The 23,492-nt window shown below is 41.9% G+C and carries 22 protein-coding genes; 17 read left to right on the forward strand and 5 right to left on the reverse strand.

The features are described 5' to 3' along the window. The 4 genes from R5R67_RS16865 to R5R67_RS16880 all read left to right on the forward strand — a co-directional run. Window positions 1–431, forward strand: a 431-nt coding sequence (locus tag R5R67_RS16865) for a DUF1003 domain-containing protein (protein WP_030424221.1), incomplete at its 5' end; no start/stop codon positions are given. A 111-nt stretch (window positions 432–542) separates the two neighbouring features. Continuing rightward, complete coding sequence (locus tag R5R67_RS16870) at window positions 543–1,208, forward strand: RluA family pseudouridine synthase (protein WP_001130507.1); 666 nt, start codon at window positions 543–545, stop codon at window positions 1,206–1,208. 110 nt (window positions 1,209–1,318) lie between these two features. Then, window positions 1,319–1,693: a ribonuclease E inhibitor RraB gene (locus tag R5R67_RS16875; protein WP_001078193.1), complete on the forward strand. Its 375-nt coding sequence runs from the start codon at window positions 1,319–1,321 to the stop codon at window positions 1,691–1,693. A 28-nt stretch (window positions 1,694–1,721) separates the two neighbouring features. Then, window positions 1,722–2,102, forward strand: a complete 381-nt coding sequence (locus R5R67_RS16880) for a nuclear transport factor 2 family protein (protein ID WP_000059266.1) — start codon at window positions 1,722–1,724, stop codon at window positions 2,100–2,102. A 44-nt stretch (window positions 2,103–2,146) separates the two neighbouring features. On the opposite strand, the gene R5R67_RS16885 is transcribed toward R5R67_RS16880, so the two are convergent. Next, window positions 2,147–4,237 carry a TonB-dependent siderophore receptor gene (locus R5R67_RS16885; RefSeq protein WP_038343732.1) on the reverse strand — a complete coding sequence of 697 codons (2,091 nt, stop codon included), beginning with the start codon at window positions 4,235–4,237 and terminating at the stop codon, window positions 2,147–2,149. 75 nt (window positions 4,238–4,312) lie between these two features. On the opposite strand from R5R67_RS16885, the gene R5R67_RS16890 reads away from it, so the two are divergent. Beyond that, window positions 4,313–5,458, forward strand: coding sequence for a DUF1624 domain-containing protein (locus R5R67_RS16890; protein ID WP_000051105.1), 1,146 nt, complete (start codon window positions 4,313–4,315; stop codon window positions 5,456–5,458). A 40-nt stretch (window positions 5,459–5,498) separates the two neighbouring features. Here the strand turns inward: R5R67_RS16890 and R5R67_RS16895 are convergent, their stop codons facing one another. Next, entirely contained in the window at window positions 5,499–5,966 is a 468-nt protein-coding gene (locus R5R67_RS16895; RefSeq protein WP_001247568.1) for an Lrp/AsnC ligand binding domain-containing protein, read from the reverse strand. 136 nt (window positions 5,967–6,102) lie between these two features. On the opposite strand from R5R67_RS16895, the gene R5R67_RS16900 reads away from it, so the two are divergent. The 5 genes from R5R67_RS16900 (at window position 6,103) to R5R67_RS16920 (ending at window position 12,266) form a co-directional block, all read left to right on the forward strand. Next, window positions 6,103–7,368, forward strand: coding sequence for a D-amino acid dehydrogenase (locus tag R5R67_RS16900; protein ID WP_001263981.1), 1,266 nt, complete (start codon window positions 6,103–6,105; stop codon window positions 7,366–7,368). Window positions 7,369–7,388: 20 nt separating this feature from the next. After that, a complete protein-coding gene (alr, locus tag R5R67_RS16905) occupies window positions 7,389–8,492 on the forward strand; it encodes an alanine racemase (protein WP_057694460.1) in 1,104 nt (367 codons plus the stop codon). 10 nt (window positions 8,493–8,502) lie between these two features. Then, a complete protein-coding gene (locus tag R5R67_RS16910; protein WP_000071347.1) occupies window positions 8,503–8,862 on the forward strand; it encodes a RidA family protein in 360 nt (119 codons plus the stop codon). Window positions 8,863–9,024: 162 nt separating this feature from the next. Then, complete coding sequence (locus R5R67_RS16915; RefSeq protein ID WP_038343726.1) at window positions 9,025–10,464, forward strand: amino acid permease; 1,440 nt, start codon at window positions 9,025–9,027, stop codon at window positions 10,462–10,464. Between the two features lie 371 nt (window positions 10,465–10,835). Continuing rightward, on the forward strand, window positions 10,836–12,266 hold the full coding sequence (locus tag R5R67_RS16920; RefSeq protein WP_000178999.1) for an amino acid permease: 1,431 nt from the start codon (window positions 10,836–10,838) through the stop codon (window positions 12,264–12,266). 57 nt (window positions 12,267–12,323) lie between these two features. On the opposite strand, the gene R5R67_RS16925 is transcribed toward R5R67_RS16920, so the two are convergent. Next, window positions 12,324–13,205, reverse strand: coding sequence for a LysR family transcriptional regulator (locus R5R67_RS16925; RefSeq protein WP_000861801.1), 882 nt, complete (start codon window positions 13,203–13,205; stop codon window positions 12,324–12,326). Between the two features lie 165 nt (window positions 13,206–13,370). Here R5R67_RS16925 and R5R67_RS16930 point away from each other — a divergent pair, with 165 nt between their 5' ends. The 7 genes from R5R67_RS16930 to R5R67_RS16960 all read left to right on the forward strand — a co-directional run bounded on the left by R5R67_RS16930 (window position 13,371) and on the right by R5R67_RS16960 (window position 21,965). Then, window positions 13,371–14,888, forward strand: a complete 1,518-nt coding sequence (locus R5R67_RS16930) for a CoA-acylating methylmalonate-semialdehyde dehydrogenase (RefSeq protein ID WP_030424215.1) — start codon at window positions 13,371–13,373, stop codon at window positions 14,886–14,888. Between the two features lie 11 nt (window positions 14,889–14,899). Further along, entirely contained in the window at window positions 14,900–15,790 is an 891-nt protein-coding gene (gene mmsB / locus R5R67_RS16935) for a 3-hydroxyisobutyrate dehydrogenase (RefSeq protein WP_001017299.1), read from the forward strand. A gap of 81 nt (window positions 15,791–15,871) precedes the next feature. Continuing rightward, window positions 15,872–17,521 carry an AMP-binding protein gene (locus R5R67_RS16940; protein ID WP_030424213.1) on the forward strand — a complete coding sequence of 550 codons (1,650 nt, stop codon included), beginning with the start codon at window positions 15,872–15,874 and terminating at the stop codon, window positions 17,519–17,521. 11 nt (window positions 17,522–17,532) lie between these two features. Continuing rightward, complete coding sequence (locus R5R67_RS16945; protein ID WP_030424212.1) at window positions 17,533–18,660, forward strand: acyl-CoA dehydrogenase family protein; 1,128 nt, start codon at window positions 17,533–17,535, stop codon at window positions 18,658–18,660. Window positions 18,661–18,681: 21 nt separating this feature from the next. Then, window positions 18,682–19,455, forward strand: coding sequence for an enoyl-CoA hydratase (locus R5R67_RS16950; protein WP_001198685.1), 774 nt, complete (start codon window positions 18,682–18,684; stop codon window positions 19,453–19,455). 12 nt (window positions 19,456–19,467) lie between these two features. Then, window positions 19,468–20,493: an enoyl-CoA hydratase/isomerase family protein gene (locus R5R67_RS16955; protein ID WP_005124886.1), complete on the forward strand. Its 1,026-nt coding sequence runs from the start codon at window positions 19,468–19,470 to the stop codon at window positions 20,491–20,493. A 119-nt stretch (window positions 20,494–20,612) separates the two neighbouring features. After that, window positions 20,613–21,965: an MFS transporter gene (locus R5R67_RS16960; RefSeq protein WP_005129923.1), complete on the forward strand. Its 1,353-nt coding sequence runs from the start codon at window positions 20,613–20,615 to the stop codon at window positions 21,963–21,965. A gap of 93 nt (window positions 21,966–22,058) precedes the next feature. Here R5R67_RS16960 and abaI read toward each other — a convergent pair whose 3' ends face one another. Both abaI and R5R67_RS16970 read right to left on the reverse strand, forming a co-directional pair. After that, complete coding sequence (gene abaI, locus R5R67_RS16965; protein ID WP_101182768.1) at window positions 22,059–22,625, reverse strand: acyl-homoserine-lactone synthase AbaI; 567 nt, start codon at window positions 22,623–22,625, stop codon at window positions 22,059–22,061. 63 nt (window positions 22,626–22,688) lie between these two features. Continuing rightward, complete coding sequence (locus R5R67_RS16970) at window positions 22,689–23,105, reverse strand: DUF4902 domain-containing protein (protein WP_000253662.1); 417 nt, start codon at window positions 23,103–23,105, stop codon at window positions 22,689–22,691. Between the last annotated feature and the right edge of the window lie 387 nt (window positions 23,106–23,492).

The raw sequence follows: 23,492 nt of genomic DNA on the forward strand, positions 1-23,492 counted from the left end.
GCCGAAATACAGAGTCAGATTTTGATCAAAACTGGACGTTTGGAGAAAAACTGGCAGATAAAATCGCGTCATTTGGTAGTAGCTGGGCTTTTCTCATTTGTTTTGCTTTATTTTTAACGGGGTGGATTGTTTTAAATACGGTTGTGATGGTGGTCCGTCCTGTCGACCCTTATCCTTTTATTTTGCTGAATTTAGTGTTGTCATGTTTAGCTGCAATTCAGGCACCTATTATTATGATGAGTCAAAACCGTCAAGAAGCAAAAGACCGTTTGCGTTCCCAACATGACTATCAAATTAATTTAAAAGCCGAGCTTGAGATTCATCATTTACATGAAAAAATGGACCATCTTTTATCACATCAGTGGGAAAGGCTTGCGCATATTCAAGAAATTCAGCTCGATCTTTTAGCTGAAATGAATAAAAAACGATAAAGATTTTCCGAGTTTCACGTGGAACATAAGTGGAGTGCTTTAGATTATTTTGCGGTAGGTCTGAAATTTCTTTATGATTTGCCGCCATGCTCCATTGCTGCTTCTACGACCATGCCTTTAAACGACAACTTTGTTTACGCTCCGCCACAAGATCCGCTTTCAATTTTATTTGAAGATGACGATTTAATTGTGGTTGATAAACCTGCGGGTTTGTTGTCGGTCATGGGTCGGTTACCTGAACATCATGACAGTGCGTATTTAAGGGTGCTAGAAAAGTTCCCTTTAGCAAAGGTTACGCACCGTTTAGATATGGCAACCTCAGGTTTACTTATGTTTGCCAAGCATCGCGATGCAGAAGTTGCGGTAAGTAAAATGTTTCAGGCCAGAACAGTCAAAAAACATTATATTGCTTTGGTGCAAGGCCAAGTAAAACAAGAGGGCAGTGTTGAAGTTCCACTCATTACTGACTGGGAAAATCGCCCAAGACAAATTGTACATTTTGAATTAGGTAAACATGCTAAAACCTTGTTTCAACCATTGGTTTATGATGCAACAACAGATCAAAGTCGAGTGTTACTTGAGCCTGTGACAGGGCGTTCACACCAGTTACGTGTACATATGATGCATATTGGGCATCCGATTATGGGGGACAAGTTATATCATCCTGAACCTAAACGGTTTCATTTGAATCGTATGGCTTTACACGCTGCATATCTCGCTTTTCAACATCCTTTGAAGGGAACAGACGTGGTGATTGAGTCACAAGTGCCTTTTTAAAAAATTAAAATTTGATGCAATTCGCAACTGAATACATATCCAAACTGCAATAAAAGTCGGTTATTCTTAATGCCGAATAATACAAATAGAGCAACAACAAGGACAATCTAATGAACCGCGATTACGAACAATTTCCAGATGATGATAACGGCAATGTACTTTGGCAAATGGTTGAAGACGGGGATGATTTAACCGAGCTTCATGAAATTGAATTTTCAATTGCATTTCAAGATCAACAAAATGCAGAGCAATGCGCGATGCATTTACTCTATCAAGAGCAAAAAATTTCTCTTTTCCAAGATGATTCCGTTGAACCGAATGAATGGATCATTACCATCTTTGTTACGATGGAACCAGAGTATTCAGATATTGTTGATCTGGAGCAGTGGTTTTCGACAATCGCTGAGCAATTTAACGGCGAATATGATGGGTGGGGCTGCATGGCTTATGTCTTCGACGAAGAAGAAGATGACATTTTACAATAAAGCCTAAATATAGCCGGGAGGTTCTACAATGAGCTTATCTCAAAAAGAAATTGCGGTACGTTTTTTAGAGCTTGCTGCTGCTGGCGAGGTCGATGAAGCCTATGGCAATTATACCGCTCCAAACTTTAAGCATCACAATCCTTATTATGCTGGTGATAAGATTTCTTTAAAGGAAGGGATGCGTGAAAGTGCAATTGAAACTCCAAACAAAGTTCTTGAAGTTCAGCATGTCATTGAAGATGGCGCTTTAGTTGCAGTACATTCGAAACTGGAAATGCAAATGAATAACAAGCTAACAATTTTAGCTGTGGTTCATATATGCCGTTTTGAAAATGAAAAAATTGCGGAGTTTTGGGATATTGGGCAAATACAGCCTGATCCACTTGTTAATGAAAATGGTATGTTTTAGTGAAAAGCCCGAAACTATTCGGGCTTTTTTATTTTATAGATAAATTAAAACTTCCACTGTGCCGAAACTGAGGCGTTCAATGGTTCACCAGGTTGAACCCATAAATCGCTATAGCTTGAGACATAGTAGGTCTTATCAAATAGGTTATTTACATTCAGCTGATAGCGTAAACGGTCAGATGGTGCATAGTAGCCATTTAAATTGACCAGCGTATAACTTGGTAAATTAAAGCCATTATCAAGGTTATGGCCGCTACGCTCACCCACATAAGTGAGATTGGCACCTACACCTGCTTTTCTTGCGCCGTCTTGGAGAAACTCATAATTGGTGCTTACGGAGCCTTGGTGTTTTGGAACATTGCTCAGACGTGCACCCTTCGCGAGGTCTTGGTCTTTTTCAATTTGAGCATCGGTATAACTATAGTTGGCATTAATGAACCAGCGGTCAGTGATTTGGCTATTTAAGTCAAATTCAACTCCTTTACTGCTCACTTCACCAGCTGCGGTTTGAAAGTCTTTGTCGATCGGGTCTGTCGTTAGCACATTCTGTTTTTTCATTTTAAACAGAGCGAGACTCAACACACTTTGGTCGTTTATTTTATATTTGGTACCGACCTCATAGCTTTCGCCTTTTTCAGGAGCGAAGGTTTGTCCATTTCGGTTCATACCACTATTCATGGCAAATGAGCGGCCATAGTTTGTATAAAACGCCCATTGGTCAGAGGCTTTAAAATTTACTCCGAAACGGGGACTATTCTGGTGAAGTGTCTGGTTGTCTTCGGTCTGTTTTATATGATTTTTAAAGTCTTGTTCGACCTGATCAAAACGATTACCAAGTAACACGCTCCACTGGTCATTGAAAAAGATCTGATCTTGTACATTAAGTGCGAAATAACGCTGGCGCTCTTTGGTGTCGGTAAACGGAGTGAGATTCGGTAAATATTTGCCGTATTCAGGTTGGTAGATATCAATTGTGTTTGTTGAGCTTGTGCTGTGATTGCGACGAAGCTGGTTTTGCTTATAGTCGAGTTGACCAAGCTCGGTTGAAAGTAAAATTTCATGGCGAGCCCACGAAGTATCAATCTTGCCAAGTAACTCTGTCTGAGCCAGTACATCTTCACTTGTATAATCACGATAGCGACGTTGGCGCTCTAGAGTGCGGCCATCGGCTTGCATACGACGAGGTTCGGCTGCAAAGCCGACCATTTGTGCATCTTTATAACTGACCGCACTGTTTAGTTTCCAATCAGGGTTAAACTCGTGACTCAGACGTAATTGGTAAAAGTAATCTTTTATCTTCAGGTTGCCATCGTCAGGCTCACCTGTAAAGGTTTTCGGGTCCATCACAAACTGATGATTGACTGTGCTGACACCACGGTCAAAGGTTCCTTTATGTTCTGTAAATTCACTGTCAAAGTCGAGTTGCGTTTGGTCTGAAATTTTCCATGTGAGCTGCGGTGAAAAGAACCAGCGTTCACTGCTGACATGATCACGAAAGCTTTGATTATCTTCGTGAGCCACTGCTAAACGATAGGCCAGTTCATCGTTAATAGGGGCAGTATGCTCCAGACTTATGCGATATTGTTCTTGGGTATTGGCACGTAGGTTAAGTTCACTTTCGCTTTCCCACTGTGGTTTTTTACTGTTGAGGTTGAGTAAACCTCCTGTTTCGCCGCGACCATATAGCGCCGCGATTGGTCCTTTTAAAAATTCTAAAGATTCAATATTTACTACATCTTTTGGAGCGCTAATTCCTCGGTTAACACTCAAACCGTTACGGATCATAGCCGCACCTAAATTGGGGTCGGTACTAAAGCCACGAAATGAGTAGTTATCCCAAAAACCACCACCAAAGCTATTTTGATGAAAAACCCCACTGACTAAAGTTAATGCGTCATCAATCCGTTGCACGTCTTGCTGTTCCATTATTTGTTTAGAAAGATAAGCACGGTTAAAAGGGACATCTAAAACATCGTGAGTAAATTTAGTTGCCGAGCTATTTTGGCTCACATCTTCTCGAGTACTTTCGGCCTGAACACGTATGGTCTCAAGTACCGTTGACGTTTCCTCTCCCCAAGTGAGTGTCGATATAAATGATAGACCTAACGAAGACAATAATCCTAATTTGTGTCGCATAAATAATCAGCCATAAAAAGACAAAAGGAATTAAATGTAATGGTATAACGTTACATTATTTTGTTGATTACTGCTATGTCTTTAGAAAAGAATATTGAACGTTTACAGTCGATTGATGCATTGCGTGGTTTGGTGATCATCATTATGTTGCTCGACCATGTAAGAGAAACTTTCTATTTACATAAACAGGTTACCGACCCAATGGACGTAACAGTAACAGAACCGGCTTTATTTGGCAGTCGATTATTGGCCCATATTTGTGCTCCGGTTTTTGTACTTTTAACTGGTATTTCTGCATTTTTATTTCAGTCAAAAAAACAAGATTTACAGCAAACACGTGCTTTTTTATTAAAGCGTGGCTTATTTTTAATTGTGTTAGAGCTTACCCTTGTGAACTTTGCATGGACGGCAACTTTCCCACCCGAAGTCATTTATTTACAAGTGATTTGGGCGATTGGTATTAGCATGGTGGTGCTAGCTTGTTGTGTAAGTTTGCCTTTGCCTGTTCTTGCAGGTGTAGCGTTGATGATTATTTTTGGGCACAACTTATTAGATTCTGTGCATTTCTCACAAGGCATCCTACAGAATATATGGTTCGTTTTACACGAACGTGGTTGGATTGAGATTGCAGGCATCAAGCTTCGTACAAGTTATCCGGTTTTACCTTGGATTGGTGTGATTTTATTAGGCTACGTTTTAGGTCAGTTCTTTAGTTCAAAATATTCAGCAAAGCGAAGAAGCCGCGCTTTACTCAGCCTTGGTTTAGTAAGTATCGGGTTATTTGTTTTACTGCGTTTTATCAATGTCTATGGCGACCAGCCGTGGCAACATTTTGAGTCATTACAACTGAGTCTTATGAGCTTTTTTAACCTCACCAAGTATCCACCGTCTTTATTGTTTATTTTGCTAAATGTTGGAATTGGCTTGCTTGTGCTCGTTGCTTTTGAACGTATGCAGCAATATTCATTTCTAAAACCATTGGTCGTGTTTGGTTCGGTGCCGATGTTCTTTTATTTACTGCACTTATATGTGTTGAAACTGATGTATGTGTTGGCACTCAGTGTGTGGGGAGCTAACTACGGAAACTATTTGTCGGTCAATCATGTGTGGATGCTGTGGTTAATCACGATTGTATTGTCTTTTGCACTCTATCCAGCGGTTAAATGGTTCTCGAAATTTAAACACCAAAACAAGCATATTTCGATTTTAAAATATTTCTAATTTCCAAAAGGTGAGTAAAGCGAGTTCAATAATGCTCGCTTTACTTGCTCACATCGAGATATAGAGTTTCTTTCACTTCTTCCATGACCACATAACTGTGTGAAGATGCCGAAGCTGGGAGTTTCTTTAATAGATCTCCTAACAAGCGGCGGTATGCACTCATTTCTTTTAAACGCGCTTTTACAAGGTAGTCAAATTCACCTGAAATAAGGTGACATTCGAGTACTTCAGGAATCTCAACTAAGTCTCTAGCCACCTGATCAAATACATCGCCAGATTTGGCAGATAACTTAATTTCTAAAAAGACAAGCAGGTTACGGTCAACGTAGGCTGGGTTTAGCCGTGCGTAATAACCCATGATAATACCATCGCGCTCAAGGCGCTTTACACGCTCTGAACAAGGGGTGGTAGAGAGGTTGACTCTTGATGCCAATTCACTAATCGCAATTCGTCCTTCACGCTGCAAAATATCCAGAATCATGCGATCTATACGATCTAAGGGGCGCATAGATATTTCCTCTTTTTTTAAAATTCTCGCGAGAAAAACATAAATTTACCTAGATTATAGCCTGAAAAACAGTGAAATAAACTATTGAAGCAGAAATATACTAGTGAAATAAACTGGTGTGCGTGAGGGAATGGAAATGCGCGTAATTGTACTAGGTAGCGGCGTTATTGGAGTGGCAAGTGCCTATTATCTGGCTCGACAAGGAGCCGAGGTTACTGTTCTCGATCGCCAATCAGGTCCTGCTGAAGAAACAAGTTTTGGTAATGCAGGTCAAATTTCGCCTGGGTATTCGACCCCTTGGGCAGCACCAGGAATTCCTTTTAAAGCTGTGAAATGGATGTTCCAACACCATGCACCGCTTGCGATTAATTTAGATGGCAGCATGTGGCAATTACAGTGGATGGCGCAAATGCTGAAAAACTGTAATCCGCAAAGTTATGCTGTGAACAAAGAACGTATGATGCGTGTGGCTGAATACAGCCGTGACTGCTTACGTGAACTTAGAAAAGACACGGGTATTCACTACGAAAACCGTGCTAAAGGTACTTTGCAGCTATTCCGTAAAGAAGCACAAATGGAAGCGGTTCAACGCGACATTAGCGTGCTTGAAGAGTGCGGCGTAAGCTACGAATTATTAAATGGCAACGAACTTGGTCGTGTAGAGCCAGCTTTGGCAAATGCACAAGATAAACTCGTGGGTGGTTTACACTTACCAAATGATGAAACAGGCGACTGCTATTTATTTACCAATGCTTTAGCTCAAATTGCTAAAGAGTTGGGCGTTAATTTCCAGTTTAACCAGAACGTAGAAAAATTGATTGTCGAAGGCGATCAAATTAAAGGCGTACAGGTAAATGGCAAGGTTTTAACTGCAGATCGTTATGTTCTAGCGTTTGGTAGCTATTCACGTGATTTCTTGAAACCGCTTGATCTACAGTTACCTGTATATCCTGTGAAAGGTTACTCGTTGACGATTCCTATTGTTGATCCTGCTTTTGCTCCGCAATCTACAGTGCTGGATGAAACTTACAAAATCGCAATTACTCGATTTGACCAACGTATTCGCGTAGGTGGAATGGCTGAGTTAAGTGGCTTTAACTTAGGTCTGAACGAAGACCGCCGTGCAACCTTGCAAATGGTGACGCAAGACTTGTTCCCAGGTGGTGATATGGAACAAGCATCTTTCTGGACGGGTTTACGTCCAATGACACCAGACAGTACTCCAATTATTGGTGCGACTCGCTTTAAAAATCTGTTCTTGAATACAGGTCATGGCACTTTAGGTTGGACCATGGCGTGCGGTTCAGGAAAATTAATCAGTGACATCGTATTGAATCATAAGACTGATATCAGTACCGATGGCCTTTCAATTCAGCGTTATTCACACGCACATGCGGCTTAACGGACGTTAGGAAAGTAATCATGCCTCGTCCTATTACCGCAGTGATCCACCGTCAAGCCTTACAAAATAACTTGGCGGTGGTGCGCAAGGCTATGCCAAACAGTAAGGTCTTTGCCGTTGTCAAAGCCAATGCTTATGGACATGGAATTGAACGTGTCTATGAAGCATTTAAAGCAGCAGATGGCTTTGCCTTACTGGATATTGAAGAAGCAAAACGAATTCGTGCTCTAGGCTGGACAGGCCCGATTTTATTGCTCGAAGGAGTTTTTTCTCCTCAAGATTTATTTGATTGTGTGCAGTATCAGCTTAGTTTCACCATTCATTGTGAAGCGCAAATTGAGTGGGTAGAAAAGCATCCTTATCCGGCTCAATTTGATGTTTTTTTGAAAATGAACAGTGGTATGAACCGTCTTGGTTTTAAACCACAGCATTATGTGCAGGCTTGGGAACGTTTAAATAATTTGGCAAATGTCGCCAAGATTACCCACATGATGCATTTTTCGGATGCAGATGGTGATCGTTTCGGTCAGCAAGGTATTGATTATCAAATTACTGCCTTTGAAGAAATTGTGAAGGATTTACCGGGTGAAAGATCGGTAAGTAATAGTGCGGCAATTCTGCGTTATCAAGACCAGCTCAAATCAGATTATGTCCGTAGCGGCATCATGCTTTATGGCAGCTCCCCAGATTACCCAACCCATAGTATTGCGGATTGGGGCTTGCAGCCGACCATGAGCTTACGTAGTGAAATTATTTCCGTTCAGCATTTGGAGCCGAATGAAAGCGTAGGTTATGGCTCAAACTTTGTCGCAGAGCAACCCATGACGATTGGGATTGTGGCTTGCGGCTATGCCGATGGTTATCAACGTATTTCGCCAACAGGTACTCCAGTTTTAGTGGACTCAGTACGCACGCGTACAGTTGGCCGCGTCAGTATGGATATGTTGGCAGTCGATTTAACGGGTATTGAGAGTGCCAAAGTTGGTAGTGAAGTGGTGCTCTGGGGTCAGTCAAGTACAGGCGTCGTTCTATCTATTGACGATGTTGCAGTTTCATCCGGTACGGTGGGTTATGAACTGATGTGTGCCGTCACCGCCCGTGTTCAATTTATTAATCAGGTATAAGGAAATCCGAATGTCTAATTCAGATATACAAAAGATTAACACTAACGAAGTCATGAGCGCCGTGACTGTTTTTAACAAAGTGGTTTATTTGTCAGGTCAGGTGCCTAAAAATACCGAGCAAGACGTGGCAGGACAAACCCGTGAAATTCTTGCAACAATTGATGAACTTTTGGCATTAGCCAATACCGATAAATCTCGCTTGCTCTCTGCGCAGCTCTATTTGAAAAATCTTTCTGACTTTTCAACTGTAAATGCAATTTGGGTTGACTGGTTAAAAGGGTGTGTTGCTCCATCGCGTGCCACAATTCAGGCCGATTTGGTCAATCCAGATTGGTTAATTGAAATTGCCGTGACGGCAGCACAAAAGTAATTCGGCTTTACTCCAAAAACGATGATGTATCTAACAGAAGGAAGATAGATACGGTTTAACCAGTCGTTTTTTGGTGAACAGATTCAGTGACCTATGGCATACGGTTCAATTTTCGCCATAGGTTGCTGATCTTAACAAAGGAATTCAAAAAGGAATTTTAATATGACAACGGCTCGTCATTCAGATACGGAAAATTCTCCCGATCATCTGCAACGAAAACTGTCTAACCGTCATTTACAACTGATTGCAATTGGCGGTGCAATTGGAACTGGCCTATTTATGGGCTCAGGTAAAACCATCTCCCTCGCAGGTCATTCAATTCTCTTTATTTATATGATTATTGGAGGAATATTCTTTTTCTTAATGCGTGCAATGGGTGAGTTACTCCTTGCAAATCTGCATTACAAATCTTTTGTTGATATGGCTCATGACTTAATTGGTCCTTGGGCCGGGTACTATTTAGGTTGGACCTATTGGTTAGGTTGGGTGCTGGTCGGTATTGCGGACCTTTCAGCAGTCATTAACTATTTGAGCTTCTGGCTACCCGATGGTGCAAGCTTCTCACCAATACAGCAGGCCATGATTAGTGCAGGCTGTGTGTTGTTTGTGATGGGTCTTAACCTCCTTACAGTACGACTATTTGGTGAAATTGAATTCTGGTTTGCCCTTATTAAGATTCTAGCAATTATTGGCCTGATCGGCGTGGGTGGCTACATGATTTTCAGCCATTTCCAAGCTCCGCAAGGCGCTGTTGCCAGCATTAGTAATGTCTGGTCACATGGTGGTTTATTCCCGAAAGGTACAGAAGGCTTCTTGGCAGGATTCCAGATTGCCGTTTTTGCGTTTGTCGGGGTTGAGCTGGTTGGTACGACAGCTGCTGAAACGAAAGACCCGCAGAAGAACTTACCGAAAGCAATTAACGCGATTCCGGTACGTATTATTTTGTTCTATGTATTGGCGTTATTTATTGTGATGTCGGTAACACCGTGGGATCACATTCGTGCAGATAAAAGCCCGTTTGTTGAGTTATTCTTAAATGCGGGTATTCCGGTTTCTGCGATCATCATGAACTTGGTGGTGCTATCCTCGGTCATGTCTTCAATGAACAGCGGTGTGTTTTCAACCAGTCGTATGCTGTTCGGTTTATCAAAAGATGGTCAGGCACCGGGAGCTTTTGGACGTTTATCAAAACGCGCAGTTCCTTCAAATGGTTTGATTTTCTCTTGTACTTTCATTATGGGCGGGGCAGTGCTTCAGTACTTTGTTCCAAACACAATGGAGGCATTTACATTAGCAAGTTCACTCTGTGTGATTCTATTCATTAGTGTCTGGAGTCTCATTATGGTGTGCTATTTACGCTATCGTAAATTACGTCCTGAATTACATGAAAAATCTACATTCAAAATGCCGGGCGGCATTTGGATGAGTTATGTTGTTTTGGCATTCATGCTTTTCACTTTGGTGATCTTGGCATTAGAGCCTGATACCTTAAAAGCGCTATATGTCAGTCCAGTATGGTTGATCATTTTAGGTGTGACTTATCATGTGCTGTATAAACCGCGCATGAAAAGACTAGGACGTGAACTCGTCAACGACCATTAAGTTTTATTAAAAAGCCAATCGAACATGATTGGCTTTTTTTATTTTCTTTAGGTTTTTTATCGGAATAATATTGTTTATTTTTGAGTCATCAGTGCAGTTTTGGAGGGGGGTGGTAAAGCGACATCGAACAATATCGCATGCTACACTTCGGCTCATCTGGTGAATTGAGATTGGATAATTAAAATTGCCGTGAAGGCAGTACATAAATAATGCAATTTAAAAAAATAGGGATAAAAGATAGATCAATTAAGGAAAAAATATACTTGAACATCTTGTCCCGATGTATAGACTCAGCAACCCACGATATACGGTTCGTTTTCTCCCTATATGTTGCTGATTGAAATTAAGCAAATATAAAAAGGACTTCTAATATGACAATGGTTCATCATTCAGATGAGGCAAGTTCCCCTGATCATTTACAACGGAAATTAAGTAATCGCCATTTACAGCTCATTGCAATTGGCGGTGCAATCGGTACCGGTCTATTTATGGGCTCGGGCAAAACCATCTCCCTCGCAGGTCCTTCGATTCTCGTTATTTACATGTTAATTGGCGGTATGTTCTTTTTCCTTATGCGTGCATTAGGTGAATTACTACTTGCTAATTTACATTACAAGTCATTTGTTGATATGGCATATGACTTAATCGGCCCATGGGCTGGCTATTATATTGGCTGGACCTATTGGCTAGGCTGGGTATTAGTCGGTATTGCCGATCTATCAGCAGTTATTAATTATTTAAGTTTCTGGTTGCCCGAGGGTGCCAGTTTCTCACCAATGCAACAGGCCATGATTAGTGCGGGCTGTGTACTATTCGTGTTAGGGCTTAATTTGCTTACGGTCAAGTTGTTTGGTGAAGTAGAATTCTGGTTCGCACTCATTAAGATTTTGGCAATTATTGGCTTAATTGGTGTGGGTGGCTATATGATTCTCACTCATTTCCAAGCTCCTCATGGTGACGTTGTCAGCATCAGTAATGTCTGGTCGCATGGTGGTCTGTTTCCAAAAGGTGTAAGTGGATTTTTAGCCGGATTCCAGATTGCCGTATTTGCCTTTATTGGTGTTGAGTTGATCGGTACCACAGCGGCTGAAACGAAAGATCCGCAAACTAACTTACCAAAAGCAATTAACGCGATTCCGGTACGTATTATTCTGTTTTATGTGCTAGCACTTTTTGTCGTGATGTCAGTGACGCCTTGGAATCATATCCGTGCAGATAAAAGCCCGTTTGTTGAATTGTTCTTAAATGCAGGTATTCCGATTTCAGCAATTATCATGAACTTGGTTGTGCTGTCTTCGGTCATGTCTTCGATGAACAGTGGCGTGTTTTCAACGAGCCGTATGTTGTTTGGTTTATCAAAAGATGGTCAGGCACCGAGTGTCTTGGGACGTTTATCAAAACGTGCTGTACCGTCAAATGGCTTAATCTTCTCATGTATTTTCATTATGGGCGGAGCGGTGCTTCAGTACTTTGTTCCAAACACAATGGAAGCATTTACTTTGGCAAGTTCGCTCTGTGTGATTTTATTCATTAGCGTGTGGATTTTAATCATGGCGTGTTATTTACGCTATCGTAAAATTCGCCCAGAGTTACATGCAGCATCTACCTTTAAAATGCCGGGCGGTGTGTTGATGGCTTATGCCGTTATTGCATTCTTCTTGTTTACCTTGGTGATTTTGGCATTAGAGCCAGATACCTTAAAAGCGTTATACGTTAGCCCAGTATGGTTAGTAGTTTTAAGTGTGACCTATTATGCGTTCTATAAGCCGCGTATGAGAAAATTAGGTCAAGAAATCTTTTAATTAACCTGTCTCGATTTACCAGAAAGCCAATCATATGATTGGCTTTTTATTTATTATTTAATCAACCAGTAAATGTTGGTATTTATCGGCCTGTTTACGCAAGTAATCCCAAACCAGTTTAATGCGCGGCTCATGCTGTAAATCAACGAAGGTCAGCATCCAGAAGGTATGGGTAAAACGAACTTGTTGTTCTAACACCTCTTCAAGCTCAGGCTTATCATCTGCCAAAAACTTGGGCAAAATTGCAAGACCTGCGCCTGCGCTGACCGCAATTTGTTGCGCCAAAATGCTGCTACTGCGAAAGTTCGCGTTAAGCTTTAAAGGTAAGCGTTCTAGACAATACAGTTCGGGGCTATACACCAGATCATCAATATAGTTCACAAAGCGGTGCTGGGTTAAATCTTCCAGTCGGCGAATTGGTGGGTTTTGCGCTAGATAGTTTTGGCTACCGTAAATTTTTAAACAGTAATCAGACAAGCGCGTAATGATATAAGGCCCTGAGGTTGGGCGTTCAATCGACACCACAATATCTGCTTCACGGTGCGAGAGCTTAATCATTTTTGGGACGGGTATCAGGTCGATGGTAAGCAGTGGATACTGTATGGAGAACTCAGCCAGTAAGCGGGCTAAAAATGCAGTTCCAAAACCCTCAGGTGTGCCAATTCGCACACGACCTTGCAAAGGTTGATGCGGTTTTTCAATTTGTAAGAAAGCTTGTTCCATTTGTTCAACTCGAGGGACAAGTGCCATCCCTTCGAGAGTTAACTCATAACCGGTTGCTTCACGTTTAAATAGCGTAGTACCTAAAGCAAGTTCTAGAGCCTGAATCCGTCTAGCCACCGTACTGTGCTCGACACCGATAATACGTGCAGCATTGGTTAGAGTTTTAGTGCGTGCTAAAACCAGAAAAAACTGTAGATGATCCCAATCCACTTTCATTTTTGTTATTGTCCCTGTGCATATTTGCACAACAATCGTGCATGAATTTGCGTTGGTGGTCAAAGATTTCTTTGTTAGTCTCAAATAAAACCTGAATAAAGAAAATACATAGAAAAGTATTTTCTAATAACTGAACACAATAAAAATATGACCTACGGAGAGGTTATGAACACAATCCAGAAAATCGAATTGGACACCGCTAAATTACTTATTAACGGACAGTTTATCGAATCTAAAACACAAGAATGGCAAGACATTGTTAACCCTGCAACTCAGGAAGTGATTGGCCGCGTGCCTTTTGCAACGGTTGAAGAAGTCGACGCTGCTATTCAGGCTGCACAAGATGCTTTTGCTTCATGGCGCCAGACCCCAATTCAGGCACGTATGCGCATCATGCTCAAGCTACAAGACTTGATCCGTGCCAACATGAAAGAAATCGCACAAGTATTGACGGCTGAACAAGGTAAAACCTTGGCAGATGCCGAAGGTGATATTCAACGTGGTCTAGAAGTGGTTGAACATGCCTGCTCAGTTGGCACCTTGCAAATGGGTGAATATGTTGAAGGTGTAGCACGTGGTGTAGATACGTATACCTTGCAGCAACCTTTGGGCGTTTGTGCGGGTATTACGCCGTTTAATTTCCCAGCCATGATCCCGCTTTGGATGTTCCCAATGGCAATCGTGTGCGGCAATACTTTTGTTTTAAAACCTTCAGAACAAGATCCATTATCGACCATGATGTTGGTTGAGCTTGCGATTCAAGCAGGTATTCCGGCAGGTGTGCTGAACGTTGTGCATGGCGGTAAAGAAGTGGTTGATCGTTTGTGTACCCATAAAGACATTAAAGCGATTTCATTTGTAGGATCAACAGCGGTTGGAACACATGTTTATAACCTTGCAGGGCAGCATGGCAAACGTGTGCAAGCCATGATGGGTGCAAAAAACCATGTGGTTGTGATGGCGGATGCCAATAAAGAACAAACTTTAAATGCTTTAGTAGGTGCAGCATTCGGTGCAGCGGGACAACGCTGTATGGCATTGTCGGTTGCAGTGATGGTTGGCGACAGTAAACAGTGGATTCAAGAGTTAGTTGAAAAAGCCAAAACACTAAAAGTAAATGCAGGTCATGAACCAAATACTGACATTGGTCCAGTGATTTCAAAACGTGCCAAAGCGCGTGTAATTGACTTGATTAATAGCGGTGTTGAGCAAGGTGCAGAGTTACTACTCGATGGTCGCAATGTTCAAGTACAAGGTTATGAGTCAGGTAACTTTGTGGGCGCCACGATTTTTAGTGGTGTAAATACCGACATGCGTATTTATAAAGAAGAAATCTTTGGCCCGGTACTTTCAATTATTTGTGTAGATACACTCGATGAAGCGATTGCTTTGGTCAATGCCAACCCATTTGGTAATGGTGTAGGCCTATTCACACAAAGCGGTGCCATTGCACGTACTTTCCAAAACCTTATTGATATTGGTCAAGTCGGTATCAACATTCCAATTCCTGTACCAGTGCCGTTCTTTAGTTTTACGGGTTCAAGAGGCTCAAAACTAGGTGATTTGGGGCCATACGGTAAACAGGCTGTGCAGTTCTATACCCAAACCAAAACGATTACCAGTCGCTGGTTTGAAGATAGCCATGAAGTTGGCGGTGTAAATACAACCATTAGTTTACGTTAAGGGGATCACGGATGAATATCGCCTTTATCGGTCTAGGTAATATGGGCGGCAGAATGGCCCAAAACCTACTAAAAGCCGGACTCAAAGTTTATGGTTACGACCTCAGTGAAGTCGCAATTCAGCACTTCGCCGAGGCAGGTGGTGTGGTTTGCGACAGCCCACAGGACGCAGCTAAACAAGCAGATGTAGTCATTACCATGTTGCCTGCGGCGAAGCATGTTAAAGAGGTTTACTTAGGCGAAAATGGTGTCTTGGAAGTGCTAAAAGCAGGTAGCTTATGCATTGATAGCAGCACCATTGACCCGCAAACCATTAAAGACATTGCTGCTGTTGCACATAGCAAAAATATTAAAATTTGTGATGCACCAGTTTCTGGTGGAACCATTGGTGCTCAAGCAGGAACCTTAACCTTCATGGTCGGTGCCGATGAGCAAACCTTTAATGAGGTGAAACCTGTGCTCAGCCACATGGGCAAAAATATTGTTCATTGTGGTGATGTGGGTGCAGGTCAAATTGCCAAAATTTGCAATAACCTGATTTTAGGAATTTCAATGGCTGCGGTGGCCGAAGGCATGGCACTCGGTGTGAAGTTAGGCATCGACCCACAAGCATTGGCAGGTGTAATTAATACTTCAAGTGGCCGTTGCTGGAGTTCGGATGTGTGTAACCCATGGCCACATATTAATGAAAATGCGCCCGCATCTCGAGGCTATCAAGATGGGTTTGCAACTCAGTTAATGCTAAAAGATTTAGGACTCGCTGTAGAAGCTGCAGGCCAAGTGAAACAGCCAGTTTTATTAGGTGGCATGGTGCAACAGCTTTATCAGCAAATGTGCATGCGCGGTAATGCTCATCTCGATTTTTCGAGCATTATTCAGCAATACCTGCCACAAGAGGCATAACGGTAAAGCCAAAGGATGGCTTTAAACGAATAAATCAAACCCTGTCGTGAATAAGAACAAATCCGGACTGAGGGAAAAGATATGATGGATTATCAAAATGCTGTACAGGCTTTCGATTTGGAAAGCACTGCTAAACAGATGTTGTCAGGTTCACTCGATGCATTGAACGCATGTTATGAATGTTGTGATAGACATGCAAATGGCGACAAAATCGCACTGTACTGGCAAGGAAAAGACGGTCGCAAAGAACAATATACCTTCCGTGAACTAAAAAAATGGTCGAGTCAGTTTGCTAACTTTTTAAAATCACAAGGTGTGAAAGCGGGTGACCGTATTTCAGGCTTATTGCCAAGAACACCTGAACTGATCGTGACCATTTTGGCAGCTTGGCGAATTGGTGCTGTGTACCAGCCCCTATTTACTGCCTTTGGTCCCAAAGCGATTGAGCACCGTATTCAACTTGCTCAAAGTAAGCTAGTGGTGACCGATATGGGCAACCGTAGCAAGCTCGACGAAATTGAAAAGTGCCCTGCAATTATGACAGTGGCTGATGCACAAGGTACTCCGCTTAAAGCAGGTGATTTTAATTTCTGGAATGAAGTGAAGCAGCAGTCTGATCAATGTGATCTAGTCATGCGTAGCATCCAAGATCCTTTCTTGCTCATGTTTACTTCGGGCACAACAGGGCCTGCAAAACCATTGGAAGTGCCACTAAAAGCATTGATTGCTTTTGGTCGATATATGCAAGATGCCATTGGTTTAACCGAAGAGGATTCATTCTGGAATATTGCAGATCCGGGTTGGGCGTATGGGTTGTACTATGCGATTACTGGACCGTTATTTTTAGGCCATGCCACTTTGTTCTATGAAGGCGGTTTTAGTACCGATAGCCTATGCCAAATTGTGAAAGATTATAAAGTTAACAACTTGGCAGGTGCACCAACCGCTTACCGCATGATGATGGCAGCTGACCCAGCACAAATGGCGCCGTTAAAAGGACAATTCCGTGTGGTGAGTAGTGCAGGAGAGCCGCTAAATCCGGAAGTAATTCGTTGGTTTAAACAAGTCCTTGATGCTCCAATTTATGACCACTACGGGCAAACTGAAGTAGGCATGGTGGTGTGTAATCATCATGGTTTAAAACATGAAATTCATGCTGGTTCAGCAGGTTTTCCAAGTCCGGGCTATCGTGTTGCGATTGTTAATGAACAAGGTGAAGAACTTCCGCCAGACACACCGGGAATTTTAGCAGTCGACATTAGCCAGTCTCCAATGATGTGGTTTGGTGGCTATAAAGAAAGTCGTAAATCACCTTTCATCGGTCATTACTACTTAACGGGTGATACTGCCGAACTCCATGCCGATGGCAGTATGAGCTTTGTAGGCCGTAGCGATGATGTAATCACCACATCGGGCTATCGTATTGGACCTTTCGATGTAGAAAGCGCACTACTTGAACACGACGCTGTGATTGAAGCCGCAGTAATAGGCGTGCCTGATCCGGATCGCACTGAAGTGGTTAAGGCTTTTGTAATTTTAGCTGCGGGCGTACAACCTTCAGATGCACTTGCTGAAGAACTCAGCCAGTTTGTTAAAAGACGACTTTCTGCTCATGCTTACCCACGATTAGTTGAATTTGTGAGTGAATTACCTAAAACTCCAAGTGGCAAAATTCAGCGCTTTTTATTGCGTAATCAAGAAATTGCTAAACAACAAGCTAAAGCAGGGTAAAGGAAATAATAATGCAATTTACCGAAGAACAATTACTCATTCGTGATATGGCGAAACGTTTCGCCCAAGAACAAATCAAGCCTAATGCCAGTGATTGGGATCGAGATGGAACTTTTCCAAAAGAAACTCTGACTCAAATGGGACAACTCGGTTTTATGGGAATGCTTGTTTCAGAGGAATGGGGTGGTTCAGACACGGGTAACTTAGCCTATGTACTGGCACTCGAGGAAGTTGCAGCAGCGGATGGTGCAACCTCGACCATTATGAGTGTACATAACTCGGTTGGTTGTGTGCCTATTTTAAAATTTGGGACTGACGAGCAAAAAGAGCGCTTTTTAAAACCTTTGGCACAAGGTGAAATGATAGGAGCTTTTGCCTTAACCGAACCGCATACTGGCTCAGATGCAGCAGCCATCAAAACCCGTGCGGTGAAAGATGGCGACTATTACATTTTAAATGGTGCCAAGCAATTTATTACCTCGGGTAATAATGCTGGCGTCATTATCGTGTTTGCTGTGACCGATCCGAGCGCAGGAAAAAAGGGGATTAGTGCATTTTTAGTCCCACGCGAGACACCGGGTTATGAAGTGATTCGCGTTGAAGAAAAACTGGGTCTGCATGCTTCAGATACGTGTCAGATTGCGTTGACAGATGTACGCATCCATAAAAGTCTCATGCTGGGTAAAGAAGGTGAAGGCCTGAAAATTGCTCTCGCCAATTTAGAAGGTGGACGTATTGGTATTGCTGCACAAGCAGTCGGTCTAGCACGTGCGGCGCTCGAAGAAGCAACTCGTTATGCCAAAGAGCGTATTACTTTTGGCAAACCAATTTTTGAGCATCAAACCATCGCATTTCGTCTTGCTAGCATGGCAACCGAAATTGAAGCAGCGAGACAACTGGTTCACTACGCTGCACGTCTCAAAGAAGCAGGCCAACCGTGTCTCAACGAAGCCTCAATGGCCAAGTTATTTGCTTCAGAAATGACGGAACGTGTGTGCTCAAGTGCCTTACAAGTGTTTGGTGGCTATGGTTATCTCAGAGACTTCCCAATTGAACGTATTTACCGTGATGCGCGTATTTGTCAAATTTACGAAGGCACAAGTGATATCCAACGTTTAGTGATTGCACGTAGTCTATAAAATCAGAACAAGGAATAAATAATGCAGTGGCAAAGTATTTTATTAGAAAAGCGTAATGGGGTTGGACTGATTACATTAAATCGCCCTCAAGCGCTCAATGCCTTAAATAGTGAATTAATTAGTGAAATTAATCAGGCATTAGATCAACTCGAAAAAGATCGTGAAATTGGCTGTATCGTATTGGCAGGCTCTGAAAAAGCTTTTGCCGCAGGGGCCGACATTAAAGAAATGGCCGATTTGGCATTTCCCGATATTTATTTAGATGACTTTTTTCATCTTGCAGACCGTATTGCACAGCGCCGTAAACCTTTAATTGCTGCGGTGAGTGGCTATGCATTGGGTGGTGGCTGTGAATTAGCACTCATGTGTGACTTTATTTATTGTGCTGATAACGCCAAGTTTGGTTTACCCGAAGTCACTTTAGGGGTAATTCCGGGTATTGGTGGGACACAACGATTAACCCATGCCATTGGTAAAGCTAAAGCAATGGAAATGTGCCTTACCGCTCGCCAAATGGGCGCAGTAGAGGCAGAACAAAGTGGTTTGGTTGCACGTGTGTTTAGTAAAGAAGAATTACTTGAACAAACCTTGCAAGCCGCTGAAAAAATCGCAGCACGGTCTTTAACTGCAAACGTGATGCTCAAAGAAACCATTAATCGAGCTTTTGAGGTGAACCTCACCGAAGGTTTACGTTTTGAACGTCGCATGTTCCATTCCATTTTTGCAACTGCGGACCAAAAAGAAGGCATGCAGGCATTTGTTGAAAAACGGCAGGCAAATTTTAAAAATCAGTAAGAGATCAATAAAATGAATACAGAAAATCACTTAATGATTGAGCGACAAGGTAAGCTTGGCGTGATCACCTTAGATCGTGTGGCTCATCTCAATGCATTGTCGCTAGATATGATTGAAGGAATTGGCGCCCAATTGGAGTTGTGGCGAAATGATGCTGCTGTTCAGGCGATCTTAATTAAATCAAATAGCCCAAAAGCCTTCTGTGCAGGTGGCGATATTCGCTATCTCTACGACAGTTATAAAAATGGCACAGCCGATTACAAAGGCTACTTTAGTGCCGAATATAAAATGCTCAATACACTGCGCGAATATGAAAAGCCAATCATCGTTGTGCTTGATGGCTATGTATTAGGTGGTGGTTTTGGCTTGGCTCAGGCGTGTCACATTGTGGTAAGCAGTGAAAAGTCCAGATTTGCCATGCCTGAAACAGCGATTGGTTTTTTCCCGGACGTTGGCGCAACTCATTTCCTGTCTCGCCTTGATGATATTGGCGTTTATATGGCAATTACGGGTGAGCAGATCAGCAGTAGCGATGCGCTCTATCTCGACTTAATTGACTACCATGTGCCAAGCGATCAGTTACAAGCGTTGCAAGACGCTCTCGTCGAAGCGCCAAGCTTAAGCAAAGAGGGAATTGAACACATCATTACCCGATTTATTACTCGTCCTGCCGAAAGTGAGCTCAAACAGTTGGCTGAAGGCATCCGTAAACATTTCGGATTTCAGCATTTAGATGAGATCGAACAAAGCCTTGAAAATGAACAGGATGAAAGCTTAAAGACTTGGGCGAGTAAAATGCTTAGTATTTTGCAGCAGCGTTCATTTATTGCCAAACAAACCAGCTTGAAACTGCAACATTTAGGCCGTGGACTTTCACTACAGCAGTGTATGCAGCTTGAGCGTGATTTACAGGATATCTGGTTTGAGCATGGTGACTTTATTGAAGGCGTTCGTGCGCTCATTGTTGATAAAGATAAACAACCACGGTGGCAAGAACGTAATCCTGAGCTGGAACAAATTTTAGAAAAACTAAGCTAAACCATTTTTCAAACACATAAAAAGCTTAAGGAGATAAAGCGAGATCTGAACATGCTTATGGTCAGGACAGATCATAAGCATAAAAAGACAAAACAAGAAAATCTAAAAAGGACATTACGATGCAAACAATACATGGAAACGGTTCACATCCTAAAAAGTCGTCACATCGATTAGCAGGCATCTCTAGCATGGTCGGCACCACGATTGAGTGGTATGACTTTTTTGTTTATGGTGCAGCAGCAGCCCTCATTTTTAACAAGTTATTTTTCCCAAATCTGGACCCACTTACAGGTGTGCTTGCAGCATTTGCAACCTATGCTGTTGGGTTTATTGGGCGGCCTTTAGGGGGGGTAGTCTTTGGCCATTTCGGTGACAAGATTGGCCGTAAGTCAATGTTGTTGCTAACGCTGATGCTCATGGGGATTCCAACCGTACTGATTGGCCTCTTACCGACTTACGAATCAATTGGATATTGGGCTGCAATTGGCTTGGTGATCTTGCGATTTATTCAAGGTATGGCCATGGGCGGTGAGTGGGGCGGTGCCGTGCTTATGGCAGTAGAACATGCACCCGAAGGTGGTAAAGGGTTTTGGGGAAGTTTGCCTCAAGCCAGTACCGGTGGGGGCTTAATGCTCGCCTCAATCGCACTAGGACTGGTGTCGTTATTACCTGAGCAAGCATTGTTTAGCTGGGGCTGGCGATTACCATTTCTTGCCAGCATTATTTTACTGGCAGTGGGTTGGTATATTCGTGTAAAAGTGCCTGAGTCACCAGACTTTGAAAAAGTAAAACAACAGTCCGAAGAAGTCAAAGTTCCGGCTTTTCAGGTTTTTAAAAATCATCCAAAGCAACTCATCACCATTATTTTGGCGAGAGCTGCTGAAAATGCATGGTTCTATATTGCTTCAACTTTTACGCTAGCTTACACCACCACACAATTAGGTATTCCACGACAAGACATTTTGTTTGCCACTATTTGCGGTGCAGCCGTGATTTTATTTATGACGCCGTTATGCGGACATTTGTCCGATAAAGTCGGTCAACGCAATATGTTTATGTTTGGACTATGTGTATTGGCACTTTATTCTTATCCATTTTTTAGCATGCTCAATACCAAAGATCCGGTACTGGTCTGGACGGCAATTGTTTTGGCAATTGGTGTGGTGTTTCCGATTATGTATGCGCCACAAGCTCAGCTTTTTGCGCGTCAATTTCCTGCTGAAATTCGTTATAGCGGTATTTCGATTTCGGTACAGTTGGCAGGTGTTTTGGGTGGTGGTTTAGCCCCTATGATTGCCACTAAACTGCTCAGTATTGGGCAAGGCAATCCATATTTAATTATGTTTTATATCGGAAGTATGGCTGTAGTTGCGATTATATCGACATCATTTATGCCGCGCGATTGGAGCTATAAAAAGGATGAGACTTATTATAAGAAAGCAAACTTAAATCTAAAAACCAAGATTGATTGATATTGCACTCATCTTGCTCGGTCATATGTATAGATTGCTATGTAAAAAATAGGACTCATACCCCACGGATAGGCATGAGTCCTATATAAGAAATTAGATATCAATCAAGCATGCAAACATCGAATATCCATCAATCGTCATTGGTGGACCTGCACGATGGGCACGAAAACCCGCAGCACGTAATAAACGTTCTACTCCAAGAGGAGAAGTCGTAATGAGTTGTTTTGCGCCTTGTTCTCTTGCAAAGTTGATTGCTTCTTGCAGAATTGCAATTGAGACAGGTGATGACACAGCCTGACTGGTAGAGGAAGGCGGATTTGAAAAATCTACGGCTGAAAACCTTGATAATTCCCAAATTTCTGGTGAGCAGGGAATAGGCATTCCATTGAGAAGTTGGGGAAATATTTCCCCGAGTAAATAAGGTTGTGTGGTGGGTAGTAGTCTGGCACAACCAATGATATTAGATTCTCTGTCTTGAGCCACGACATAAGCTGTATCGACTTTATCAAATTGATCTAGTTCTTCATTGTTTGGACAGTTCAACTCCCAACCCAAATATTCAACAAATACCCTGTAGCGGTAACTTTTAAATTTGGTATATAGGCCTTCTGAAAAATTGTTTTGAAATCCAGCAATAGTATTCATTACAAGTGCTTCCACTTATTTTTCAAGTGACTTTACTGAACAGCTGGAAAGGCGGTAACTGTAAGAATTTACAGGTTTCTAAGAGAAGGTTTGACTTAATGAAGACTTGGTTAAGGACGTATTGATTTGGGCATAAATAAACGGTTCCCAGAACAAAGTATCTATTTTTTTCTCGAGTAATGTTTCATTAATATCAAATCCGATATCCATACCAGATACATCAACAATCATGATATTGCTTCGAGGTAACCCCACTCGTTTTACGGTAGTGATGCCATTATTCTCAATGAGTTCCCAATCCCATCCGGTACTTAAAGCTGGAGTTTGCGAAGTTGCCCATTCAGTAAAACCATAATAGAAAATTTGAGACGCTTCAGTATGTCTAGATTCAACGGTAGAGATGATGTGTTGGAGAGGATAACTCATGAGTTGGTTTTCGTTCATTCGAATAAAACCATCTGTTGAGATAGAGAAATGAGGGGGTATGCTAACCATGCTACCTGCTTAAGTACCCTAAATTAAGATTTAATGAATAAATAACATAAATTTTTGCCAATAAAATACTGTTATATTTAACAGGTTAACTGTAATTTGTTAGCACATCTTTAAGCTCTTCTTATTAGAGAAATTTTTAGATAAAAAGTTATTTTTTTAAAGAGAATCCTTCGTTGGAGCTTATTAGATAGTCAATATTGCTACTACTCAAATAATAATTACAAGTATAGGGATTTCTACAGTAATTGATTGGTTTTTAAAATATTATAATTATTTTTAGTTTTTATATATAAAAAATAAGAAAATTGGAGATATCGAATAATTGATAGACAATATTATTTAATTAAATTAATAAAAGCATACGGCTTTGTTGCACAAAGATTTAAA

This window comes from Acinetobacter sp. OYA S30, from assembly GCF_033599315.1.
GTDB classification, from domain to species: domain Bacteria; phylum Pseudomonadota; class Gammaproteobacteria; order Pseudomonadales; family Moraxellaceae; genus Acinetobacter; species Acinetobacter baumannii.